This window comes from Flavobacterium sp. GW823-FHT06G12 (assembly GCF_058794775.1).
This window is the reverse complement of the sequence record NZ_JBXAHE010000001.1, coordinates 515,044-538,513: the sequence shown is the minus strand read 5'-3', so window position 1 is coordinate 538,513 and position 23,470 is coordinate 515,044. Positions and strand designations below refer to the sequence as shown.

Genomic DNA, 23,470 nt, shown 5'->3' with positions numbered 1-23,470 from the left:
AACCTTAGAAGCTTAGCATCTCAGCACCTTAGAATCTTTTTTACTAAATCTTCGTAAAAACCAATCCAACTGGCGAACACAACTGGATTCTTCTGCCAGTATCTGTAAGTTTTCCTGTTGCGATATCTCTTTTAAAAATAACTATATCATTAGTATATTGATGACCTACTAAAAGGTAATTTCCTGTAGGATCGATAGCAAAATCTCTTGGACCTTTTCCTAATGTGCTTTGTTGTTCTACCAATTCTAAAGCTCCTGTTTTAAGAATTTTGTAAACCGAAATTGCATTTGCATCTACACGATCGGTAACATATAAAAAGTTTCCGTCTGGCGAAAGTTTAATTGCAGCCGCTCCTGTTCCTCCTTTAAAGTCTTTTGGAAGAATACTTGTTTCTGCTACAACTTTTAAAACTCCAGTTTTATCCCAGCTTAAAGTCGTCAAAGTTCCATCTAGCTCTTGAACTAAATACACAAATTTTCCATCTTTACTAAAAGTCAAATGTCTTGGACCGCTTCCTGGTTTTACGTCAACACTTGCTTTCAATGTCAAAATTTCGTTTTTAGCCGTTGGATTGTATTTATATATAAACACTTTATCTAACCCCAAATCATTAGAAATCACGAACTTTTTGTCTGGAGAAAAAACCACCATGTGTACGTGAGCTTTTTCCTGACGCGCCGCATTTGGCCCTTTCCCTTCGTGCTGAATCAATTGTTGTGCTTCTGTAATGCTCCCATCAGCATTCTTTTTAAAAACTGCAATGCTTCCGCCAGAATAATTAGCCGCGATGACATGTTTATCATCATTTATCAAATGGCAAGGATCTGCTCCTAAAGCATCATTTTTATTCAAAAGATTAATTTTTCCAGACTGCGAATCATAAGAAAAAGAGCTTACAGTACTTTGAGTTCCATTTTCGTTTACGGCATAAATAAACTTATTATCTGCTGATACAGATAAATAACTCGGACTTACAACATTTTCAGAAGAACTTTTTAGCTTATATTCGCCATTAGAAGCATCAAATTCATACACATAAACACCATTGCTTTGGCAAGTATTCGTGTAAGTTCCAACCAATAAATTGAATTTATTTTGAGCTTTAACAGCTGTAATTGATAAAGCTGAAAATAAGACTAGATATATTTTTTTCATAATTTGTTTTTTTTGATTAGCTAAAATAAACAATATATCCATTTGAAACAGTCCCTTTATTGCAAGAAATTACAAAAGTTACATTTTTTTTGCCACGTAAGTTCATCACAGTTATAAGTCTTACATTCTACTTTTAAGTTTACTTACAATCTCTTACACGAACTTATATGGTTTAATAAATTTTTAATTTGTATTTTTGACCAGCATCTTCGCGAAAAACAAAACGTAGTGAAGTAAATCGAAGCCAGAATGCATTTTAAACATCCCGAAATTCTATACTTTCTGTTTTTATTGATCGTTCCAATTTTGGTTCACTTATTTCAATTAAGACGATTTAAAACTTCCTATTTCACCAACGTTCGATTCTTAAAAGAACTTGCTATTCAGACTCGTAAGAGTTCTAAAATCAAAAAACGTCTTTTATTAGCTACACGATTATTATTGCTTGCTTGCGCAATTATTGCATTTGCACAGCCTTTTTTTGCAGCTGCTGATAGCAAAAACGCTTCAAATGAAATGTATATTGTTCTAGACAATTCTTTTAGCATGCAGGCAAAAGGCAAAAAAGGCGAATTACTAAAAAGAGCCGTTCAAGAATTACTTGAAAATACTCCAGAAAACACTCAATTTTCGCTTTTAACAAACACCGAAAATTTTTGGAATACTGATATTAAATCATCAAAAAGCGCTTTACAAAATCTAAAATATAGCGCAACCTCTTTTGATCTTGCAACAATTACAGCCAAAATAAAAGCTCACAAATCGGCTCATAAAAAAGATATTGTCATTATTACAGATGCTGTTGGTTTAAAAGAAGCAGTTATTAAGAATCTAGATTTTGAAGAAAAGCCGTATTTCATAGTTCCAAAAGCAGAACAAAAAAACAATGTATCAATTGACAGCGTTTATATCAACCAGACTTTAGAAAATTTTTATGAAATCGGAATTAATTTATCCGCTTATGGCGAAGATTTTAAACCTGTTTCAACGGCACTTTACAATCAAAACAAATTGATTGCCAAAACGATTGTAAATTTTGATGCAAAGAAAAAGAAAATCAATTTCACGATTCCAAAAGAAGCTTTTCATGGTTACGTGGCAATTGAAGATAACGGCCTGACTTATGACAACAAATTGTTTTTTAGCATTTCTAAAAACAAAAAAACAAACGTTATTAGTATTGGCGAACCAGAAAAAAGCAATTTCTTATCGAGAATATATACTTCTGGCGAATTTAACTACAACAATTATTCTATCAGTGCTTTAGATTACAATAGTTTAGAAAAACAAAATACTATTATTTTAAACGAGTTGATTGATATTCCGCAAGCCTTACAAACCACTTTAAAAGCTTTTGTTTCTAAAGGCGGAAATTTGGTTATCATTCCTTCTGACAAAACTTCTCTTTCAAGCTTAAATGCATTGCTGGGGAATTTTGGAAAAATTCAATTTGGGAATTTAGAGACCAACAGTAAATTAATCACTAAAATTAATTTTGACCATCCTTTATTTTCAGGTGTTTTTGAAAATAAAATAACGAATTTCCAATATCCAAAAGTAAACAGTTCATTTGCTGTTTCTAGTCCTTATCCAGCTGCTCTTTCATTTGAAGACCAGACTGCTTTTGTTACTTCTGTTCAAAACCCAGTTTCTGGAATAACCGTTTTTACAGCACCAATAAATAGCGCCAATTCAAATTTTCAGCAATCGCCTTTAATTGTTCCGTTATTTTATAAAATCGCGCAAAACAATCAGAAAACTGGCGTAAATGCTTTGACAATTGGAAACAATCAGCCTTATTTTGTTGATGTTTTATTGACTAAAGATGCTATTTTGGAAGTGAAAGGAATCGACGATTCGTTTATCCCAATTCAGCAGATTCTAAACAATAAAGTCAAATTAACCTTTAATGATTTCCCTGAAACCGCTGGAAACTACAGTATTTTTGACAAAAAAGAATGGGTTGAGAATATCAGTTTTAATTACAAAAGAACCGAAAGCGATTTGAGTCAGGTAAACACGAACGTGGTCTCTGATTTTAAAACTGCTGATACAATTTCGACTATTTTTAATACGTTACAAACAGAACGAACTGACAGCCAAATTTGGAAATGGTTTGTTATCTTTGCACTGTTATTTTTAGCATTAGAAATGGCAATTATAAAATTTGTAAAATAGAATTCACTTTTGTTTGAAAGGCCTTTTACTTTTACAAAAATCATTTTACGACAAAAAATTATCTACATATGAAACTAATCATCAAAAGCGCCAAAATTATCGACTCCAAAAGTCCGTTTCACAATCAGACCGTTGATCTTTTAATTGCAGATGGTGTAATAGAAAAAATAGGAGTTTCTCTTCCTAATGACGATGCAGAAGTGGTACGATTTGACGATCTTCATGTTTCTCAAGGATGGTTTGACAGTAGTGTTTCTCTTGGAGAACCTGGTTACGAAGACAGAGAAACTATCTCAAACGGATTGAATGTTGCCGCAAAAAGCGGTTTTACAGCAATTGCCTTACAGCCAAATTCATTACCAATTATTGACAACCAATCTCAGGTAAATTTTGTAAAAAATAAAGCAAATGGTTTTGCAACAGAAATTTTCCCAATTGGAGCTTTAACTAAAGCTAGTGAAGGAAAAGACATGGCCGAACTTTTTGATATGAAAAATTCGGGAGCAATCGCTTTTGGAGATTACAATAAAAGTATCGACAATGCCAATATCTTGAAAATCGCTTTACAATACGTGCAAGATTTCGACGGATTAGTTATCGCATATTCGCAAGATCCGAACATTAAAGGAAATGGAGTTGTAAACGAAGGTATTGTTTCTACAAGATTAGGTTTAAAGGGAATTCCGAATTTGGCGGAAGAACTTCAAATTTCAAGAAACTTATTTTTATTAGAATATACTGGGGGAAAACTTCATATTCCGACTATTTCTACTGCAAAATCGGTAGAATTAATTCGAGAAGCTAAATCTAAAGGTTTAAACGTAACTTGTAGCGCATCTGTTCATCATTTGGTTTTAACTGATGAAAAACTAGACGGATTTGATACTCGTTTTAAAGTAACACCTCCGCTAAGAACTGAAGTTGACAGACAAGCTTTATTGAACGGAATTGCTGATGGAACAATCGATATGATTACTTCAGACCATAATCCGATTGATATCGAATTCAAAAAAATGGAATTTGATACTGCTAAAAACGGAACTATCGGTTTAGAAAGTGCTTTTGGAGCTTTGTTGACCGTTTTACCTGTAGAAACAATTGTAGCAAAACTAACTGCCGCGAGAAAGGTTTTTGGTTTGGAAAGCCATACAATTGAGGAAGGCGCAAAAGCAAATATCACTTTGTTTTCAACAGAAGGAAAATCAACTTTTACGAAAGAAAACATTCTTTCAAAATCTAAAAATTCTGCTTTTTTAGGAACCGAAATTAAAGGTTCTGTTTACGGAATTTTAAATCAAAATCAATTAGTTACAAAATAATACAAATGAATAATTCAGTCGAAGAAGGAAAACCAATCGCTATCACAAGTTATATTCTAATCATTGGCGTTTTGATTGCCATGAGTATGAATTCTGAAAACAAAAATAGTTTTGCTTCTTTTCATATCCGTCAGTCTTTGGGCTTGTCTTTAACTTTTATCTCCTTTGGAGCAATAATCAGTAATTTTGATAGTTTTTTTATCACTTTCCCAATGTGGATTTGTATTTCAATTCTGTGGACTTTCGGTATTTTTAATGCTATTCAAGGACAAATGAGACCGATTCCTTTAGTTGGAGAATTGTTTCAAAAATGGTTTAAGAAAATCGGATAAATTTTTCAAAATTCAATTAAAAAATTCGAAATTCCAAAGTTGGAAAATTCACAATTCACAACTTACAACTCACAATTAAAAAATGAATCTATCTTTAGAATATAAAATAAGAGAACCAAAAGTAATTTTAGATAAAAATCCGTTATTGCTTTTATTGCACGGATATGGAAGTAATGAGGCCGATTTATTCTCTTTTGCTTCTGAACTTCCAGATAACTATTATATCATTTCTGCAAGAGCTCCTTACGATTTACAGTATGGCGCTTACGCTTGGTACGCGATCAACTTTGATGCAGATCAGAATAAATTTTCAGATAATGAACAAGCCAAAACTTCAAGAGATTTAATTGCAAAGTTTATTGATGAACTAACAGCAAATTATCCAATTGATGCCAATAATGTAACTTTAATCGGATTCAGCCAAGGATCTATTTTAAGTTATGCTGCGGCGCTTTCTTATCCAGAAAAAATTCAGCGAGTTGTAGCAATGAGTGGTTATTTTAATGAAGAAATCATCAAAGAAGGTTTTGAAAACAACGATTTCAAAAATTTAAAGTTTTTCGCTTCACACGGAACTGTAGACCAAGTTATTCCGATTGAATGGGCGAGAAAAACACCTGCTGCTTTAGAAAAATTAAATATTCCGCTTACTTATAAAGAATATCCTGTTGGACATGGAGTTGCTCCTCAAAATTTCTTTGATTTTAGGAATTGGTTGCTTAGTTAGTATTCAGTCATAGTTTAAGGTCGCAGTTTTTTACTAAATAATTTATTTTATGGCAACAGATTGGTATCGAAGAAAATCTTGGTCGAAAATAGATGAAGAAGAATTCTTTGCGAAACTTTCTCGTGCCAGAAAAGATGGAAGAGCTCAATATCTTAAAGTTCAAGCAATAGAATTAGTTGACACTAAAAAACCCAAGCTTTTACAAGTTGCGAAGGAGTTATTAAGCAAAGTTCTAAATGAATATCCAGACGACAACTTCAACAAAGGTTCTGTTTATCATACTTTTGGAAATATTTTTCAACTTGAAAACAATACAGAGAAAGCACTTGAATATTTTAAAAAAGCTGTTGATTTTGAAAAAATATTTCCAAATGTAATTACTCAATCGTATTTAGATTATGCTGAAATTGTAGTTAAAAATCAATTCAAAGATTTATATCCAGTAGCTGAAGAAATGCTGGAAAATAAAATTTCAGGATTGTTATTTCCTAATGAAAAATATATTGCTTTCTCTTTACTTGCAATAATAAACTTTTACAATTCTAAAACAGAGATTGGCAAAAAATATGCTGAAATGGCAAATGAAAATGCAAACGCAAAAAACTCTGGCTTGAGTTATCATAAATACTTGGGAATCGTCTTAAAACGAGATAGCCTACTAGACAAAGTAACTAAATCATTTTTAAAATCTTAATTAAAATGAATACAAAACTTGATAATCCAGCATTAATTTTAATTGATATCCAAAAAGGTTTTCACGATGTTGCGTATTGGGGAGGAGATCGAAATAATGTTGATGCAGAGCAAAAAGCGGGCGAACTTCTGAAAATTTGGAGAAGCAAAAAATTGCCTATTTTTCATGTTCAGCATTGTTCTTCAAATCCAAATTCGATTTTAAATGAAACAAATCCAGGTAATGAATTTCAAGATATTGTAAAACCTCTTGAGGGAGAAATAATTATCAAAAAGAATGTCAATAGTGCTTTTATTGGAACGAACTTAAAAGAGCTAATTGACACTGCTAAAATCACGAATCTTGTAATTGTAGGTTTAACTACAGATCATTGTGTTTCTACCACAACAAGAATGGCAGGAAATTTTGGTTACAATGTTTACCTAGTTTCTGACGCAACAGCTACTTTCAATAAAAAAGGCGTAAACGGCGAAAATTTCTCTGCCGAATTAATACATCAAACTGCTTTAGCAAGTTTAAACGATGAATTTGCCCAAGTAGTAACTTCTGAGTTTATTAAAGAGATTGGTTAGTATTCAGTCGCAGTTTTCAGTTAGAACTTTGCCAAAGTTTTTACAACTAAAACTGAAAACTGCGACTGTAAACTTTATTCTCCCGTATAAAGAATCTTTTCTCCTTTCTTCAAAACATATCCTTTCCACGGAATTAATTGCCAATCACCATTAACCCAAGAATCACCTTCAGATTTTCTTTCTAAAATGATAGATTCTTTTTGAGTATCCAGAAAAAGTTCTGCTTTATTTCCGTCAAAAATTACATAGGAAACCGTAGAATACGTTTTTCCATCTTCTGCATGATTCAGCCTTGTGCTATTTTCAAAAACTCTGATACACTCTTTTTTCAAAACCGACCAAGTATAACCAGCTGAAGCTTTACAGCCATGAGAATCAGAATCTCCGCCAACGACAGTTTCTTTTTTCGGTTCTTTTGGAGTTGTACTTACATTTTCTTGAGAAACTTTTTTCCCGCACGAAATTATACTAGCAATAATCAAAAACAAAAACATCTTTTTCATAATCCTAATTTATTTAAAGGCCAAAAAAAATAGGATTATAAAATCCTATTTTTGATATAACCAAGTTTGATTTACTTCAAAGGTAATATTATCATCGTTATCAACAAAATATTTTAACAAGACTTCTCCCCATAATTCTCCATTGCTATAATCTGCAATAATCCATCTGTGGTTTAAAATTTTTACTTTATTAATGATAAATTTAGTTGGCCCAATCTGGTCTTGCCCTGTATATGGATTCCCTTTTGGATTTGAATTGAAATCTAATAGCTTTTCTGTTACAACCGGAATTAGTTTTTCATACAAAATCACTTTTCCTCCAGAGGCGCTATTATCAAAGTAATTTTGAGCATTTTCGTTATGCTCTAAAGAAAAATAATCAGCTTCAGCCAATTTGTTTTTCATGAGGCTAATGCTGTCTCTTAATTTCTTAGTTGTTTTATCATATCGGTCTTGTCCAAATTTCACTTCCCCGCTGTAAAATGCATACGTAAAGACATTCATTAAAATGGCAAGAATAAAAAGATAAAGCATTAAGGATTTTTTCATTGTGTGGTATATAATTAAATTGTAATTTCTAAATTGTCGTAAGCCAAGAAAACATTATCAGGAAGTGTTTTCTGCACTTCTTCGTGAAACCCTAAAACATGGCTAATATGAGTTAAATAAGCTCTTTCAGGTTTAACAAGATTAATAAAATCAAGTGCTTCTTGTAGATTAAAATGCGTATTGTGAGGTTCGACACGCAGAGCATTGACTACTAAAACTTTCAACCCTTTTAGCTTTTCAACCTCAACTTGTTCGACTGTTTTTACATCTGTTAGGTACGCAAAATCATCTATTCGGTATCCAAAAACCTGAAGATCTCCGTGCATTACATTTATCGGAATTGCTGTTTTATCTCCAACAGCAAAAGGTGCATTATTTTGCACTTCTATTGTTTTTACGCTTGGAGCTCCTGGATATTTGTTTACCGTTTCAAAAACATAATCAAAGCGGCGTCTTAAATTATCTAGGACGCGTTTATGTCCATAAATAGGAATTTCACCCTGTCTAAAATTAAATGGGCGTATATCGTCTAAACCAGCAGTGTGATCTGCATGCTCATGAGTAAAGAGAATTGCATCCAGTTTCTGGCATCCGCAAGAAAGCATTTGCTGTCTAAAATCGGGACCACAATCTACAACATACGAATGATCGTCCCATGTTATCCAAATGGATACACGAAGCCTTTTATCCTTAGCATCAGTGCTTTTGCAAACAGGATGATCGATTCCTATAATTGGAATGCCTTGAGAAGTACCTGTACCTAAAAAATAAACCTTCAATTGAACTTAATTTTTTTACAAAAATAGGATTATTTCTCTTTCATTAGAAGCCTAATTTACTAACTTTGTAACAAATCTATTTAAAACAAAATGGGTACAGAAATAAAACTCAAGGGTGACAAGGTCATCGAACAGATTCCTTCTATAAAAGACAAAGCGTTACGCATTAATTTAAACGAAAATATTTACGGAACATTTGCTGAGATAGGCGCTGGACAAGAGACAGTTAGACACTTTTTCAGATCAGGAGGTTCGTCTGGAACTATTGCAAAAGCGATGTCTGCCTATGATAAAGATTTTAGTGATGCCATTTATGGAACTGAAAGTGACGGAAGATATGTTACTGAAGAGCGATTAAAAAAAATGCTTACTCATGAAGGACAAATCATTGAAGAGCGTTTAAGTCGTGAAAAACACCCTACAAAACTTTTTTTTAGCTACGCCAACACTGTTGCCACAATAGATTTTGCTAAACAATTTAAAGGTCACGGCTGGGTCGGAATTAGATATCAAATTGAACCCGATGAAGCTTACAACGAAATTATCCTGCATATTCGTTTTAAAGAGACTGATGCTAGACTACAACAAGAAACACTTGGTATTTTAGGAGTAAACTTAATTTACGGTGCTTTTTACAAATACAACGATCCAAAACGATTACTTCGTTACTTATATGATCACTTAGATAAAGATCAATTAGAGATCGATACTATCAACTTTTCTGGACCTCGTTTTGCTGATGTAGACAATCGTTTGATGAGTTTACAATTGGTTAAAAACGGAATGACAGATGCCGTAATGTTTAACCCTGAAGGTAAAAACATTCTTCCTGCAGCTATTTTATACAAAAAGAACCTTTTAGCTTTAAGAGGAAGCTTCCGTCCTGTTACAAAAGTAAATATGGACATGTATGAAAAGTCGTTAGAAATGTTTCTCAAAGAAAACAAGGTTGAAGAAAAGAATACTCTTGTAATTTTTGAAATTACGCTTTCGAATTTACGCTCTGATGGGGAAATTGACGAAAGAGACTTTATGGACAGAGCAGAATTGCTATGTTCTCTTGGTCAAACGGTTATGATTTCTAATTTCCAAGAATATTATAAAGTTGTAGAATACTTTGCAAATTATACCAAAGCCCGTATGGGATTGGCAATGGGCGTAAATAACCTTGTTGATATCTTTGATGAGAAATACTACCGCCATTTAAGTGGTGGAATTCTTGAAGCTTTCGGAAAATTATTCTACCGTGATATGAAAGTATTCTTATATCCAATGTTAGATGAAGATGGCTCATTAATGAACTCGAATAACTTAAAAGTTCACCCTAGAATGAAAGAATTGTATAAATTCTTTAAATTCAACGGAAAAGTGGTTGATATTGAAGATTACGATCCGAATATCTTGGATGTTTTCTCTAGAGAAATCTTAAAAATGATCAATCAAGGTAAAACCGGATGGGAACCAATGCTTCCTCCAGGAATTCCTGAAATTATAAAAGAGCATCATCTTTTTGGATATCATCCGCAGAAAGAATTAGAACAAAATACATAATAAAAAAAGTCCCTTTTTTCAGGGACTTTTTTTGTTTCAAGTTTCAAGTTATTCTTGGAACGATATTTTTTTAACGCAAAGCACGCTAAGTTTTTTTTACTTAAGCTTGTGCTAAAAAACGCAAAGTTCGCAAAGCTTTATGTAAATTCAGCTTTGCGAACTTTGCGGGTTTATTAGGTTTGGCTCATAAAAAAACTTAGCGTGCTTTGCGTTAAAACTAAACATTGAGTAAAGCAACTTGAAACCTGAAACAAAGAAAATCTCTATTTCAAAATCTGCGAAGCGTGTTCTTTTGTTTTTACTTTTTCGATTACTTCTTCTATAATCCCTTTTTCGTCGATTACGAAAGTTGTTCTGTGAATTCCATCATATTCTTTACCCATAAATTTCTTTGGTCCCCAAACTCCAAATGCGTTGATAACAGATTTGTCTTCGTCTGCAATTAAAGGAAATGGCAATTCGTATTTTTCTTTGAATTTTACTTGTGCTTTTTGGCTATCAGCGCTTACTCCAAGAAGTTCGTAATTATTGGCTTGAAAACGGTGATAATTATCTCTCAAATCGCAAGCCTCAGCTGTACAGCCAGGCGTACTTGCTTTCGGATAAAAGAAAACAACTAATTTTTTCCCAGCGTAATCTGCCAGTTTATGTGTTTTTCCGTCTTGATCTGTACCTGAAAAATTTGGCGCTTTATCTCCTGCTTTTAGTGTTGTCATGTGTCTTTTATTTTAGATTGTTGATTTCAGATTTTAGATTAAAAGCAAAGATAACTTATAACTAATAATTCTTTATTTTTACAGACATTAAAATCACCGAAATGAATAAAGAAGCTCGCATACAATTTGTTATTGATAAATTAAAAGAACTCTACCCTACTATACCAGTTCCGCTTGACCACAAAGATCCTTATACACTTTTAATTGCTGTTTTATTATCAGCACAATGTACCGACGTTCGTGTGAACCAAATTACGCCACTTTTGTTTGCAAAAGCTGATAATCCGTACGATATGGTTAAAATGTCGATAGAAGAAATTAAGGAAATTATTCGTCCGTGTGGTTTATCTCCTATGAAATCAAAAGGAATTCATGGTTTATCTGAAATTTTGATTGAGAAACATAATGGTGAAGTTCCGCAGAGTTTTGAAGCGCTTGAAGCTTTGCCTGCTGTTGGACACAAAACGGCAAGTGTGGTAATGTCTCAGGCTTTTGGCGTTCCAGCTTTTCCTGTAGACACGCATATTCACCGATTGATGTACAGATGGAATTTGTCTAATGGAAAAAATGTCGCTCAAACTGAAAAAGATGCCAAAAGATTATTTCCAAGAGAATTATGGAATGACTTGCACTTGCAGATTATTTGGTACGGACGTGAATATTCGCCTGCAAGAGGCTGGAGTCTTGAAAAAGATATTATAACGAAAACTGTTGGAAAGAAATCTCTTATTGAAGAGCTTGAAAAAACAGTTTCAAAAAAATAAAGGTGCAAAGATAAAAACCTTTACACCTTTGTTACTTTGCACCTTTAAGAAAATTACATTCCTGCTTTTAAAGCATTGTATTCTGAATTCATATCAAGAGACCTGTAAACACCTAATAATGTTTTGGTTGCATCTGGATTTTTTGGTTCAAGAACAAGCACTTTCTTAAGATATGGAATTGCACTTCTGGCAATATCATCTTTTTGTGCATTTAGTTTATCGTATTTCTTCATCTCTGCTGGTGTAGTTCCTAATGATGATATTTCTTCTGCCAAATCCTTTTTCATTTGCAGTTTCAAATAAGCCAAGTTAATATAAGCATCAATATAATTCGGATCTAATTCTAAAACATAGTTATAAACTGATTCTGCTCTTGCATAATCTTTCTTTTCAAGATAAGCATAAGCCAAATTATTGTTTATTTCTATCTTTTTAGAAGGCACAGATTCTGTTCTTGGCTTTTCGTAAAGACCTTGCTGTATAGCCGACTCTCTTGCTTTTGGAGAAATAAAAGCATCTTCTTCTTTTGTTTTTTTGTTGGTAGCAAAATATCGAACTCCTTTTCCAGAAAAATTAATCTTTTTCAAAAGTTCGTAATAGGTCACAGCAGCGTTGTAATCTTTTCCGTTTATAGACGAAGCCGCAGCATTACACAAGTTTATAGTATCTTTTTTATCGAACAAATATACCTTATAACTCTTTTCTGCGCTTTCTTTGAATTTTCCTTCTTTAAAATCTGCCATTGCACCATTTACAAGGCTGGCTTTCATGTCTTTTAAAGCTATGTTAGCTTTAACTGTCCATTTAAATTTTCCTGATTCATTTTCGTATAAAAATACATCTTGATACGATTGAGATGCCAATGTGAAATTATTGGCTGCATCTATATTTTTTACGGCCAAATCTTTTAAAACATTTCCTTTTAAGAAGTAATAATCAGATTTGTCTTCATCAGATGCATTAAGAATAAGATATTCTGTTTTAGTTAAAATTGCCAAAGCTTCCTGGCTATTTCCTTTGTCAAATAAAGATTGTGCTTCTTTAATTTTGTCTTTTTGGGCAAATGCGCCAATACTTATCATCAATAAGCATGACAACATCTTAATGTTCTCTTTCATTTTGCGGTTAAGTTTTGGTGGTTAAATAATTTTCTAAGTTTCTTTTGAAACATAGCAAGAGGATAATTAAACTGGTCTAAAAATTATCTTACTCACTATTTTATCGAATAAACATTTGCTGGTTCAAATATTTTTTCAAAATCAAATAAGCAATAAACTTAACGCAATAAAGTTGGGTAGTTTTTCTTCATAAATAATTTGGGTTTTGGTTAAATATTTAATTTTTAAAATATTATGTTTCTATTTTTTAATCAAACAAACTTCCTAATACGAATAACGCTTAAGAAAAGCATATTTATCAAATAAAAAAGTAGTTTTTTAACTAAAATAGAATTAAAAACCAAATAAACACATAAATTCCGATCAAAATATTAAATTTTAACAAAACAAGAGAAAAATGCTGTAAAAAACTTATATTTTTAATTCGGAAAAAGAAGAAATAAAAAAACTCACTACTTGTACATAAAATATACAAATAGTGAGCTCTTAAACCAAAACGACCATTTGGTTTCTTTTTTATAAACATCCGACAGGAGCAGTGGGCTGTTTAGTTAGCTATAATCTCAAAATTTTTATCTTCAATCTTAACTACTGTCAAGGCTTTAGAATAATTCAATAAAAAAGAAACTACTTCTTTTTTAGGTTTAAGATTTTTAGAAGCTAATGCTTTTTTTGAGTAAATTTTCCCCATACTATCAAAAATGTTTTATAGTAGTATAACGGACTAATTATCAAAATAGTATTAGTTGGTTAAAATAATTTGATGTTTTTCTATAATTTTTCTCAAATTCATTAACGCATAGCGCATTCTTCCTAATGCTGTGTTGATGCTTACGCCAGTAACTTCAGAGATTTCTTTGAAACTCATGTCTTGATACATACGCATAACCAATACTTCTTTTTGATCATCTGGAAGCTCTCCTATTAATTTTTTTAAATCAAGTTCGACTTGATCTACGATCATTTTGCCTTCAATTGTCAATGCGTCGTCAGACATGATAGAGAAAATAGAAAACTCTTCTGTTTCTCTGTACATTGGCATTTTCTTTGTTTTTCTAAAATGATCTACAATTAGGTTATGAGAAATACGCATTACCCAAGGCAGAAATTTACCTTCTTCGTTATAAGAATTACTTTTTAAAGTTTTAATTACTTTAATAAATGTGTCTTGAAAAATATCATTTGAAATATCTCTATCAGCAATCTTAGAATATATGAATCCATATATTTTAGACTCGTGCCTCTTTATTAATGTTGCAAGTGCAGCTTCACTACCGTCAACATAATTTTTTACTAATAGAGCGTCTGGAGTATGCAGATCAGCCATAATAACTACTTTTTTTTAGTTTTAAAATTTAAAATTTGGAGTATTTTCTAAAAAGTAGTTTTTTTATATAGGCGTTTCTTTTTTATTGGGTTATGTTAATATTTTGACCAAATTTAACAAATATTTATTTTAAAAAGCAAACAAAAGCAATAATAATTAATAATAAATCGTTAAGTTTTTTACTGCAAAGTTTGATTTTAATAAAAATAGCTAAAAAAAATGAATTCTGATGATTTTTTTTACTTAAATAAAAAACAGATGTAAATAACTTACAATTAACGTTTTAAATCATTTTCATCTGTCTTATTTTTTAGTTTATACTGTCGATATATTACTGATAAACGCGTACATAATCAACGTAATATTTTTGCGGTAAAACAGAATCGTCTACCTCTGGTCCTCCAAAATTACCTCCAATTGCCAAATTTACAATGATATAAAATGGTTTGTCAAATGGCCATGTATCTTCGTTTTTAACTTCGGGATTAAAAGTATAAACTAGTTTTGTATCAACAAAAAAATCAATTTTGTCTTTGTCCCATTCGATAGCGTAAACATGATAACCTTCTTCAATATTTGGAAATTCAGTTCGTTTTGTATTGACTGTATTTCCATGGCTGTCCTGTGTATGAAGCGTTGTGTATACCATATGAGGATCTCTTCCGATATATTCTATAATATCAATTTCACCCGTTTTTGGCCATTTTACCTCATCAATATTGGCGCCAAGCATCCAAAACGCAGGCCATAAACCATGTCCGATAGGGAGTTTTGCCCTAGCTTCGATTCGGCCGTATTTAAACTCTTTTTTGCCTTTTGTTGTAATTTTAGTCGAAGTATATTTTTCTCCTTCTTTTCTGGCTTCAATAATTAGATTTCCGTCTTTAAATTCGTGGTTTGTTTTTGTATAAATCTGTCTTTCATTATTTCCATAACCACATAAATTTGGACAACCGTCTCCCAATTCAAAATTCCATACCGATTCGTTTAAGCTTTTTTTATTAAAATTTTCTTCCCAAACAAGTTTTCTTTTCGCCTCTTGGGCAAAACCAAAACTGGTAATGAGTAATACCAAAATTATTTTCTTCATCGTATTCTTGTATTAAAAAAAGAAGGCCAGTAACCAACTGGCCTTCAAAATTACTAATTAATCAACCTATTGATAAACTCTAACATAATCAATCTCCATTGTAGATTGAGTGAAAGCAGGATCAATATTGCCTCCCATATTACCTCCCATAGCAAAATTTAAAATCAAGAAAAATTCGCTGTTAAAAGGTAAAGAACTTGTATTTGCTAATGTATGGATCAACACATCGTCTGCGTAAAGCTGAATAGTTTCTGCACTCCAAACTGCTTTGTAAACATGAAACTCTGTTGAAACATTTGGAATAGTTTTAGAAGCCGTATTGGCATTTCCGCCTGAACGACCAGGATAATGAAAAGTTCCATGAACTAAATTCTGGCTGTTTCCAACGTGCTCCATAATATCAATTTCACCACATTCAGGCCATTCTTTAGTTGCATAATTTTGTCCAAGCATCCAGATTGCAGGCCAAGTTCCTCCACCTGATGGCAATTTAGCTCGAACCTCAACTTTACCATATTTAAAAGCATATTTCCCATCCGATTTTAATCTTGCAGATGAATATTCTGCACCGCCAGAATTTTCTTTTTTAGCCGTGATTTTCAAAAACCCACCTTCAACTACAATATTTGAGGCTGAGTTGGTATAGTTTTGTTTTTCATTATTTCCCCAGCCATTATTTCCACGTCCTAAATCGTAAGTCCATTTTGTTGGATCTGGTGCTCCATCTTTATCAAAATTATCTTCGAAAACCAATTTTGTATAATCAATAGATGGTTCTGGATTTGGATTTGGCGGTGTAGTTGTAAAAGTATGATACCAAGCTAGTGAAGGGTTTCCTCCCATTACAGCTCTAACTACCATTCTATTGGCTGTAAGCGATAAAATTTCATAAGAACTTTGACCAATATAATAGCCCATAAATCCGTTATCAGAGAAGTTCATTGTTGTTCCTCTTGTTTGTTCTGCATGGTCTGGATTATTCATTACAACAGATTCTGAAGGGCTTAATGAAACTATTTTTGCAGCACCAGTATTATAGCTTAAACACATATCTTCTGATAGACCTGATGCTCCAGCAACGCTTCCAAAATCTTTATTGAAGAATGTTGCACCACCGTTATCTAATTGGAATTTAAGCACTTCACCATCAAGAGAGAATGTTAATACATTATCATACAAACAGCTGCTGTTTGGAGAACCTGCTTTTTCAAATGGTCCTGCTTTATAATAATTAGGGAAGAAGTTATTCGCTGCATCACCATCGTTCTGTCCTACACCAAGATGTGCTGGTTCTGCTGCTGCCCAATACCATTTTTTAGAAGAACCGCCTGTAAGCAATTGAACTGCTTCATCGTCGCTGAAATCACTTTGCACCTCAACATCGATTGTGGTATTTGTAGCCACTCCTCCTGCTCCTGTTGCTAGAACAGTTACTGTATAGGTATTAACTCCAGTTTTGGTAAATCTTTTAGTGATTTTCCCACTTGGAGCATTATCTGAAGATCCATCTGGATAAACATATTTATACGAAATGGCATTATCTGCTGTTGCTACAAACTTTACTATTCCAGATCCGTCTCCATAAGGAGCATCGGCTGTTTTACCCACAATTTCGGCTGTTACCTTTAAATTAGATGGCGTAGTAATTGATCCGAATGTATAATCGTCTTTCTGACAACCCGTCATCAAGAGAATCGTAAATAAGGATACTATCTTTATAATTAATTTTTTGCTCATGATTTCTTGTTTTAATTGGATTGTTTTATATCATCAAAGTAATACGTTTCTCCTGTTCCTGTTGTTCCAAAATCTGGAAACAAAATTACTCTGTCGTATTTTATAGTGCTGCTGAAAGAAGCTTCAGTTGTAAGATCAAATGTCAATATTTCCCAGCCATTAGCAACCGTTGTCGGCACCTCTACCTGCACAAAAACAGTTGGATTTCCATTACCGTCTTTTGGTGATGTAGAAAGCTCCATTTTGTATAATATTTTTGCTCCTGCTTTTGGCGACCAAACTGTTACTTTTACTTTAGTTCCTTTTGAAGCATCAAATGTATTTTCAAGATTTAAACTTGCTCCTCCCCAGGTTTCTGCTCCTATCTTTTTGTCTAATTTGACTACTTTATCAGAAACATTTAGTCCGGTTTTATTAGGATTTGCAACGACAGAAGCATCTACATTTCCAAATCCGCCCCAAGCGTAAGTTAAACCCGTAGATTCGAAATCAATTGGCAATCCTATTGACGCAGATGCAGTTTTATAGAAATAAATATTATCGATATAAATATTCTTACCTGCTGTTGGAGCTGAGTCTAATTTTAACTGGAAAATGTCAGCTACTGTAAAGCCATCCTGGCTTGTAAATGCCGAAATTGGAATATCAATACTTGTCCATTGTTTTGCCGTAAGATCTTTTACAACCTTTCTTTCTCCATTTGGTTTATTTTGACTAATAAGGAATATAGCCAATTTATCTAAATCTGCTGTCCATACATCCATGTGAATATATTCCATTTCTGAAACATCTATAGTTACACCGTCTGCTAAACCAATTCCTTGATAGTTTAGGTTATTATAGTTCAACATTTTATCTCCGTCTAAATCAAATTCAGCAAACGTTGTTGACTGTCCCCATCCTGGATTAAAATTAGTTCCTGCAAGGTCTGTATATTTAGAACTGAAAATAGAAATAACATCTCCCGCTTGTCTACCTGGCTGCACTGGTGCAGATGTTGTTGGGTTTAATACTAATCTTGCCGTAACTTCTTCTGTATGTTCAGTTGTTTTAATAGCTGCACTTTTAGAAACTACTCTAATCGTATAAACTCCTGGTGCCTGATAAGTGTATGAAACTGGCTCTCCATTATTAGCCGATATTGGATCAGGATGTCCTGCTTCTCCAAAATACACATCGTAAAACAAAGCAAAATCTGCAGTTGCTGTAACTGTAACTTTATTAGAAACTAATTTGTCATTTGTTATTACAACTTTTAAATTTTCTGGAGCTCTAAAAGAAACTACTACTTCTTTTTCTATTTCGGCTGTTTTTCCGTTAAGTCCAGATGCAATAATTTTAGACTTATAAACACCTTCTTTATAAATATGAGAAATAGTCGATCCAACTCCTGCATAATCAGAATCAGGCGTTCCGTCGCCAAAACTAATTTTGTACTGCGATGCACCTTCGCCTTTTGGCAGGAAAGTAACTTTTCCAGTATTATCCTGCGTAACTGTTGTTAAAACCGAAATATTTGTTGGTGCAGCTATTCCGTCTAAATCAATATCTAAGTCATCGTTTGCACAGCCTATGAGTACTGCCAAAACGAAAAAATTTATAATAAAATGTATTTTTTTCATAATTGATGTTTTTTAGTATCCAGGATTTTGTGCCCAGTTTCCGTTTGCGAACTGAATTTCTTCAATTGGAATTGGAAATAATTCGTTTTTATTTGCTTTAAAGCCAGGAATAGTTCCTGCAGCTTTACCAGTTCTTACTAAGTCAAAGAAACGATGTCCTTCTCCAAAAAGCTCAAGTCTTCTTTCGTCTAAAATATTGTCTGTAAGAGCTGCGCCAGAAGTTGCAATGTCATGATTTGTATCTCCAAATGCACGTCTTCTCACCTCATTTAAATACGTTCTTGCTTTTCCATCATCAATTCCGCCTCTATTATAAGCCTCAGCAGCCATTAACAATACATCTGCATAACGAATCGCTCTGTAGTTGTTTGGATTTGTTAAATTCAAATCTCCTGCCGCATCTTTACTTCTTTTTCTTGGCAGATATTTTCTATTGAAGAAACCTGTATCTTCATTTCCTTTTCCGAATGTAATACCGTTTCCATTGTCGTAAGAAGCATTAGCCAAAGCCCATGCGTTGATATCTAAGATGGCAACGTCTTTACGTTTATCTCCAGTTTTAAAGGCATCAAACGAATCTTGAGTTGGAATATTAAAACTGTACCCAGAAGAAAATAAAGGGCCTGAATAGTTACGAATACCATTAAAACCAACTGCTACGTTTCCTTCACTACACTGTAAACATCCAAATCCTGCTCCTTCAACATCTGTATACTGAACTTCAAAAATAGATTCTGTTCCGTTTTCACCTTCTGCTTCAAACATTGAGTTGTAATCTGTTACCAATTTGTATTTTCCAGAAGTAATTACAGCGTCAAGCGAAGCTGCAGCCTGAGCAAATTTATTTTGGTATAAATATGCTTTTCCTAATAATGCCTGAGCTGCACCTTTTGTAATACGCCCTTGCTGTGCTGCGTTTGGAGATAGATTAGCAGATGCGAAAATTAAATCGGCTTCTATAGAAGCGTAAACTTCTTCAACAGACGATCGGGGAATTGTCTTTTCATCGCCAATTTTAAATCTCGCATCGCCTTTCATTGGGATACCTCCAAACCATTTAACTAACTCAAACTGATAGTACGCTCTTAAAAAACGTGCTTCTGCAATAACTTGGGCTTTTCCCGGAAAATCTGTTTTGTTTTGAAATTCAAGAATATAATTGGCTCTTTGAACACCAGCAAACATCCAATTCCAGATGTCTCTTAAATTGCTATTTACAGGTGTATGAATCATATCATCGATCTGCTGAAAACCAATTACATCGGTTGGACTTTCTCCTCCACAAAGTGTATTATCTGAAGCAATTTCTCCTAATAAAACATTTACATAAGAAGACTGCAGTAAATCGTAAGCTGCAATTAATGCATTGTCATATTCTTCTTTAGAATTAAAATAATTCTCTGAGTCGATAGAATATTCTGGTTTTGGATCTACAAACTCATCCGAACATGATGTTAGTACGGTCGAGAAAAAAACCAGTGTTATAGTGGATATAAATAAATACTTTTTCATTTTAACTGAAATTAAAAATTAATGTTTAAGCCCATTAAATATGTTCTTGGAATTGGATAGAAACCATAATCGATTCCAGCTCCAATAGGAGACTGAGAAGTATTGTCTCTATTAGTAGGACCAAAAGAAGCACCTGGATCAAAACCTTTGTATTTTGTAAAGGTGTAAAGATTATTTACTCCTGCATAAAGTCTTAATTTAGAAACTCCTGCTCTTTTTGATATTTCCGGATTAAGTGTATAACCAAGTTGTACATTTTGAATTCTTAAATAAGAAGCATCTTCTACAAAATAATCAGAGAATACATTATTAGATGTTGCTCCTGTTGTTACTCTTGGCGTAGAATTACTTGTGCCTGGTCCTGTCCATCTGTCTAAAACATAATTAATACGATTAGCATCAGAAAGTGTTCTTTCGTAGTTACGAACCATATCGTTTCCTATTGATGCAAATGTAAATACAGCAAAATCAAGAGCTTTGTAATTTAATTGCAAATTGAAACCCATTGTAGCATCTGGAATTGGATCTCCAATATTGGTTTTATCTTTTGTATCAATTACACCGTCTCCGTTTAAATCAACATAACGAATGTCTCCAGGCGCAGCATTTGCTCCTAAAGCTAACTGTGATGGATGTGCATCAACTTCGGCTTGGCTTTGAAAAATTCCATCGGTTTTATATCCATAAAAATACCCCATTGGTCTACCTACTTCCATTCTTGAAGGAGCTGGCTGTCCAACACCAAAAGCACCACCTTCAATAAATCCTGTTCCGTTATTTACTTCAGTAACTTTGTTTTTAAGGAAAGTAACATTGTAACCTATACTGAAAGTAAAATCATCCGAAAATTTATCTTTATAATCGATCGCAAATTCAAAACCAGAATTTTTAACTGTTCCTGCGTTTAAAGTCGGCGCGCTAGCACCCGGCGCTCCGGTACCGTTAATACCTGAAACTGGAATATTAGGAATCAATAAATCTTTTCTGATATCTGAAAAATAATCTGCTGCGATAAATATTTTATCATTTAATATTTTTAAATCTAAACCAACATCAAACTTTTGAGCTTGTTCCCATTTTAAATTTGGATTTGGCACTTGACCGTTTGCTGTTCCGTTTACTAAAGTACCATCAAATACGTAGGTTGCTTCTCCATTCAAAAGTCCTAAATAGCCAAGATTAGGAATCTGGTCATTTCCTAAAGTTCCATAACTTGCTCTAAATTTCAAGAAGTTTACAAATTTTGACTCTCCGAAGAAACTCTCATCAGAAACTACCCATCCTGCCGTTACAGAAGGAAAATAACCTACTTTATTACCAGGGCCAAATTTTGTAGAAGAATCACGTCTAATTATCGCAGAAAGTAAATATCTTCCTTTGAAATCGTATTGTAATCTTCCAAAATAAGAAAGTCTTCTTTGATCATACACATATGCACTGTTTGTAAGTGTGTTTGAAATTCCTTTTGTTAAAGAGATATCTGCATTTTCCCATGCATTATTTGGTACATCAAAACCAGTTGCATATAATCCGTTACCCCATTCTTTAAAAATTGTTGTTCCTAAAGTTCCGGTAATATTATGTGCTTCTGCAATTTTTGTATTGTATGTTCCAAAAAGGTCAAATGAATAATTGTTATCATTTACAGCTCCTTGAGTAACAGAACTTCTCTGTACATCAAAAACTTTTCCGCCATAACTAATTTGTTTATTAAACGTTTTTGATTCACTGTTTGACGTATTAAAACCTATAGAACTTGATAAGGTAAATCCTTTAAAGATTTTATAATCTAAACCAAAATTTCCGTTTAATTTTTTGTAGTTATAATCATTGTACGTATTTGCAATTTGTGCTAACGGGTTAATAATTTCTGTTCCTAAACCTGTTGTACTAGGTACTAGACTAAAATCACCATTTGCATCGTACGGACTTAAGGTTGCCGGAACGTTTAAAGCATTAAAAAGTACAGATCCCAGACCATTTTCATTTAAGGTATTTCTCGTAAAATACGTATAAATAACATTAGTCTTTAATTTGATTTTATCACTTAAATCAGCACCAAGAGCAATTCTGGCAGTATTTCTTAAAAAGCCAGATTTATCTCCGCCAACAATACCTTCCTGATCTAAATGAGAACCACTGATAGAATAAGTAATTTTATCTGATCCTCCAGAAATTGTCAAATCGTTATTAATAATTGGAGCATTTTGAAAAACTTCATCCTGCCAATCTGTTCCTTTTCCTAACCCACTTACATTAGGATAAGGTATTGGTTTTCCACCGTTTGCATAACTTTCATTTAAAAGCAAAGCATATTCTGTAGCATTTAAAGTTGGCATTTTTCTTGAAGTCTGCTGAAAACCGGCATAACTATTAAAAGAAACTCTAGTTTTAGAATTCTTTTTCCCCATTTTAGTAGTAACCAAAATGATTCCGTTTGCCCCAAGAACTCCATAAATAGCTGCCTGCGAATCTTTTAAAACCGTAATTGTTTCAATGTCGTTAGGATTCAAAAGTCCTAAATCACCAACATATCCATCAATAATAGTTGCAGGTTTGTTTTCACCATTTGTAGCTATACCACGAATACGGATATCAAGCGGTGCTCCTGGCGCTCCTGACTGCGTCGTGACATTCACACCCGAAATTGTTCCTTGTAGAGCTTGTTCGATTCTTGCTGGTTTCAAGACATCTAGTGTTTTACTGTCTACAACAGCTACGGCTCCAGTAACCTCTCTTTTCTTTTGAGTACCGTAACCAATAACAACGACTTCGTCAAGTGACTTAGTATCGTCGTTCATTCTAATCGTCATTTTAGTTCCAGAAACAGCAACTTCTTGCGTTCTGTAACCAATATAACTTACAACAATTGTTGTTCCTTTTGGAACATCAGTCAGTTTAAAAGATCCGTCAAAGTCTGTGGTTGTACTTTTAGACGAATTTTTAACCTTTACGTTTACGCCTGGCAATGATAATCCAGAAGCATCAAGTACCGTTCCTGATACATCTAAGTTTTGCGAAAATGCAAAAGATGTAAACAGTAATAATACTGGCAGTAATAATTTAGATTTCATAATTAGTTAGTTTTTATTGAAAGCTAAATTTATTTGTTCCGTTTATGAAAACGATAAAATTAACCTCAACAAAAAACATACATCACAAAAAAATATACTGCAAAATCAGGATATAATAAAAAATACCGTTGTATAACTATAATTTATCAA

General features: G+C 33.1%; 21 protein-coding genes. 8 read left to right on the top strand and 13 right to left on the bottom strand.

Annotated elements, in window-relative coordinates; all coding sequences use genetic code 11:
* Positions 1-43 precede the first annotated feature (43 nt).
* Positions 44-1,156 carry a lactonase family protein gene (locus tag AC1Q5Z_RS02245; RefSeq protein ID WP_343589922.1) on the bottom strand — a complete coding sequence of 371 codons (1,113 nt, stop codon included), beginning with the start codon at positions 1,154-1,156 and terminating at the stop codon, positions 44-46.
* Between the two features lie 249 nt (positions 1,157-1,405).
* Between AC1Q5Z_RS02245 and AC1Q5Z_RS02240 the strand changes: the two genes are divergently transcribed.
* The 6 genes from AC1Q5Z_RS02240 to AC1Q5Z_RS02215 all read left to right on the top strand — a co-directional run bounded on the left by AC1Q5Z_RS02240 (position 1,406) and on the right by AC1Q5Z_RS02215 (position 6,978).
* Positions 1,406-3,334 carry a BatA domain-containing protein gene (locus AC1Q5Z_RS02240; protein ID WP_492443672.1) on the top strand — a complete coding sequence of 643 codons (1,929 nt, stop codon included), beginning with the start codon at positions 1,406-1,408 and terminating at the stop codon, positions 3,332-3,334.
* 68 nt (positions 3,335-3,402) lie between these two features.
* The gene (locus tag AC1Q5Z_RS02235; RefSeq protein WP_492443670.1) at positions 3,403-4,653 is read left to right on the top strand and encodes a dihydroorotase; all 1,251 of its coding nucleotides are present in this window, start codon (positions 3,403-3,405) and stop codon (positions 4,651-4,653) included.
* Positions 4,654-4,658: 5 nt separating this feature from the next.
* A complete protein-coding gene (locus tag AC1Q5Z_RS02230) occupies positions 4,659-4,985 on the top strand; it encodes a hypothetical protein (RefSeq protein WP_111366791.1) in 327 nt (108 codons plus the stop codon).
* A gap of 82 nt (positions 4,986-5,067) precedes the next feature.
* Entirely contained in the window at positions 5,068-5,712 is a 645-nt protein-coding gene (locus AC1Q5Z_RS02225; RefSeq protein WP_343589915.1) for an alpha/beta hydrolase, read from the top strand.
* Positions 5,713-5,761: 49 nt separating this feature from the next.
* The gene (locus AC1Q5Z_RS02220; RefSeq protein WP_492443667.1) at positions 5,762-6,406 is read left to right on the top strand and encodes a hypothetical protein; all 645 of its coding nucleotides are present in this window, start codon (positions 5,762-5,764) and stop codon (positions 6,404-6,406) included.
* Positions 6,407-6,411: 5 nt separating this feature from the next.
* Positions 6,412-6,978 (top strand): cysteine hydrolase family protein, encoded by a 567-nt coding sequence (locus tag AC1Q5Z_RS02215; RefSeq protein WP_343589911.1) that lies wholly within the window; start codon positions 6,412-6,414, stop codon positions 6,976-6,978.
* Between the two features lie 74 nt (positions 6,979-7,052).
* On the opposite strand, the gene AC1Q5Z_RS02210 is transcribed toward AC1Q5Z_RS02215, so the two are convergent.
* The 3 genes from AC1Q5Z_RS02210 to AC1Q5Z_RS02200 are packed head-to-tail and all read right to left on the bottom strand — an operon-like array spanning position 7,053 to position 8,809.
* Positions 7,053-7,481, bottom strand: coding sequence for a hypothetical protein (locus AC1Q5Z_RS02210; protein WP_343589909.1), 429 nt, complete (start codon positions 7,479-7,481; stop codon positions 7,053-7,055).
* A gap of 45 nt (positions 7,482-7,526) precedes the next feature.
* The gene (locus AC1Q5Z_RS02205) at positions 7,527-8,030 is read right to left on the bottom strand and encodes a hypothetical protein (RefSeq protein WP_198857076.1); all 504 of its coding nucleotides are present in this window, start codon (positions 8,028-8,030) and stop codon (positions 7,527-7,529) included.
* A 14-nt stretch (positions 8,031-8,044) separates the two neighbouring features.
* A complete protein-coding gene (locus AC1Q5Z_RS02200) occupies positions 8,045-8,809 on the bottom strand; it encodes an MBL fold metallo-hydrolase (RefSeq protein WP_198857075.1) in 765 nt (254 codons plus the stop codon).
* Positions 8,810-8,899: 90 nt separating this feature from the next.
* Between AC1Q5Z_RS02200 and AC1Q5Z_RS02195 the strand changes: the two genes are divergently transcribed.
* Positions 8,900-10,360 carry a TonB-dependent receptor gene (locus AC1Q5Z_RS02195; protein ID WP_198857074.1) on the top strand — a complete coding sequence of 487 codons (1,461 nt, stop codon included), beginning with the start codon at positions 8,900-8,902 and terminating at the stop codon, positions 10,358-10,360.
* A gap of 263 nt (positions 10,361-10,623) precedes the next feature.
* On the opposite strand, the gene bcp is transcribed toward AC1Q5Z_RS02195, so the two are convergent.
* The gene (gene bcp, locus AC1Q5Z_RS02190) at positions 10,624-11,076 is read right to left on the bottom strand and encodes a thioredoxin-dependent thiol peroxidase (protein ID WP_198857073.1); all 453 of its coding nucleotides are present in this window, start codon (positions 11,074-11,076) and stop codon (positions 10,624-10,626) included.
* A 101-nt stretch (positions 11,077-11,177) separates the two neighbouring features.
* On the opposite strand from bcp, the gene AC1Q5Z_RS02185 reads away from it, so the two are divergent.
* Positions 11,178-11,840: an endonuclease III domain-containing protein gene (locus AC1Q5Z_RS02185; RefSeq protein ID WP_343588942.1), complete on the top strand. Its 663-nt coding sequence runs from the start codon at positions 11,178-11,180 to the stop codon at positions 11,838-11,840.
* Between the two features lie 53 nt (positions 11,841-11,893).
* Here AC1Q5Z_RS02185 and AC1Q5Z_RS02180 read toward each other — a convergent pair whose 3' ends face one another.
* The 8 genes from AC1Q5Z_RS02180 to AC1Q5Z_RS02145 all read right to left on the bottom strand — a co-directional run bounded on the left by AC1Q5Z_RS02180 (position 11,894) and on the right by AC1Q5Z_RS02145 (position 23,320).
* Positions 11,894-12,958 (bottom strand): tetratricopeptide repeat protein, encoded by a 1,065-nt coding sequence (locus AC1Q5Z_RS02180; RefSeq protein ID WP_343588943.1) that lies wholly within the window; start codon positions 12,956-12,958, stop codon positions 11,894-11,896.
* A 547-nt stretch (positions 12,959-13,505) separates the two neighbouring features.
* Entirely contained in the window at positions 13,506-13,649 is a 144-nt protein-coding gene (locus AC1Q5Z_RS02175) for a hypothetical protein (protein ID WP_198857070.1), read from the bottom strand.
* Between the two features lie 51 nt (positions 13,650-13,700).
* Positions 13,701-14,285, bottom strand: a complete 585-nt coding sequence (locus tag AC1Q5Z_RS02170) for an RNA polymerase sigma factor (RefSeq protein WP_198857069.1) — start codon at positions 14,283-14,285, stop codon at positions 13,701-13,703.
* 331 nt (positions 14,286-14,616) lie between these two features.
* Positions 14,617-15,375, bottom strand: coding sequence for a glycoside hydrolase family 16 protein (locus tag AC1Q5Z_RS02165; RefSeq protein WP_492443662.1), 759 nt, complete (start codon positions 15,373-15,375; stop codon positions 14,617-14,619).
* A 66-nt stretch (positions 15,376-15,441) separates the two neighbouring features.
* Complete coding sequence (locus AC1Q5Z_RS02160) at positions 15,442-17,112, bottom strand: family 16 glycosylhydrolase (RefSeq protein WP_198857067.1); 1,671 nt, start codon at positions 17,110-17,112, stop codon at positions 15,442-15,444.
* An 11-nt stretch (positions 17,113-17,123) separates the two neighbouring features.
* The gene (locus AC1Q5Z_RS02155; protein ID WP_343588945.1) at positions 17,124-18,734 is read right to left on the bottom strand and encodes a hypothetical protein; all 1,611 of its coding nucleotides are present in this window, start codon (positions 18,732-18,734) and stop codon (positions 17,124-17,126) included.
* A gap of 12 nt (positions 18,735-18,746) precedes the next feature.
* Positions 18,747-20,246 carry a RagB/SusD family nutrient uptake outer membrane protein gene (locus AC1Q5Z_RS02150; RefSeq protein ID WP_286969470.1) on the bottom strand — a complete coding sequence of 500 codons (1,500 nt, stop codon included), beginning with the start codon at positions 20,244-20,246 and terminating at the stop codon, positions 18,747-18,749.
* A gap of 11 nt (positions 20,247-20,257) precedes the next feature.
* The gene (locus AC1Q5Z_RS02145; protein ID WP_343588946.1) at positions 20,258-23,320 is read right to left on the bottom strand and encodes a SusC/RagA family TonB-linked outer membrane protein; all 3,063 of its coding nucleotides are present in this window, start codon (positions 23,318-23,320) and stop codon (positions 20,258-20,260) included.
* Positions 23,321-23,470: the final 150 nt, after the last annotated feature.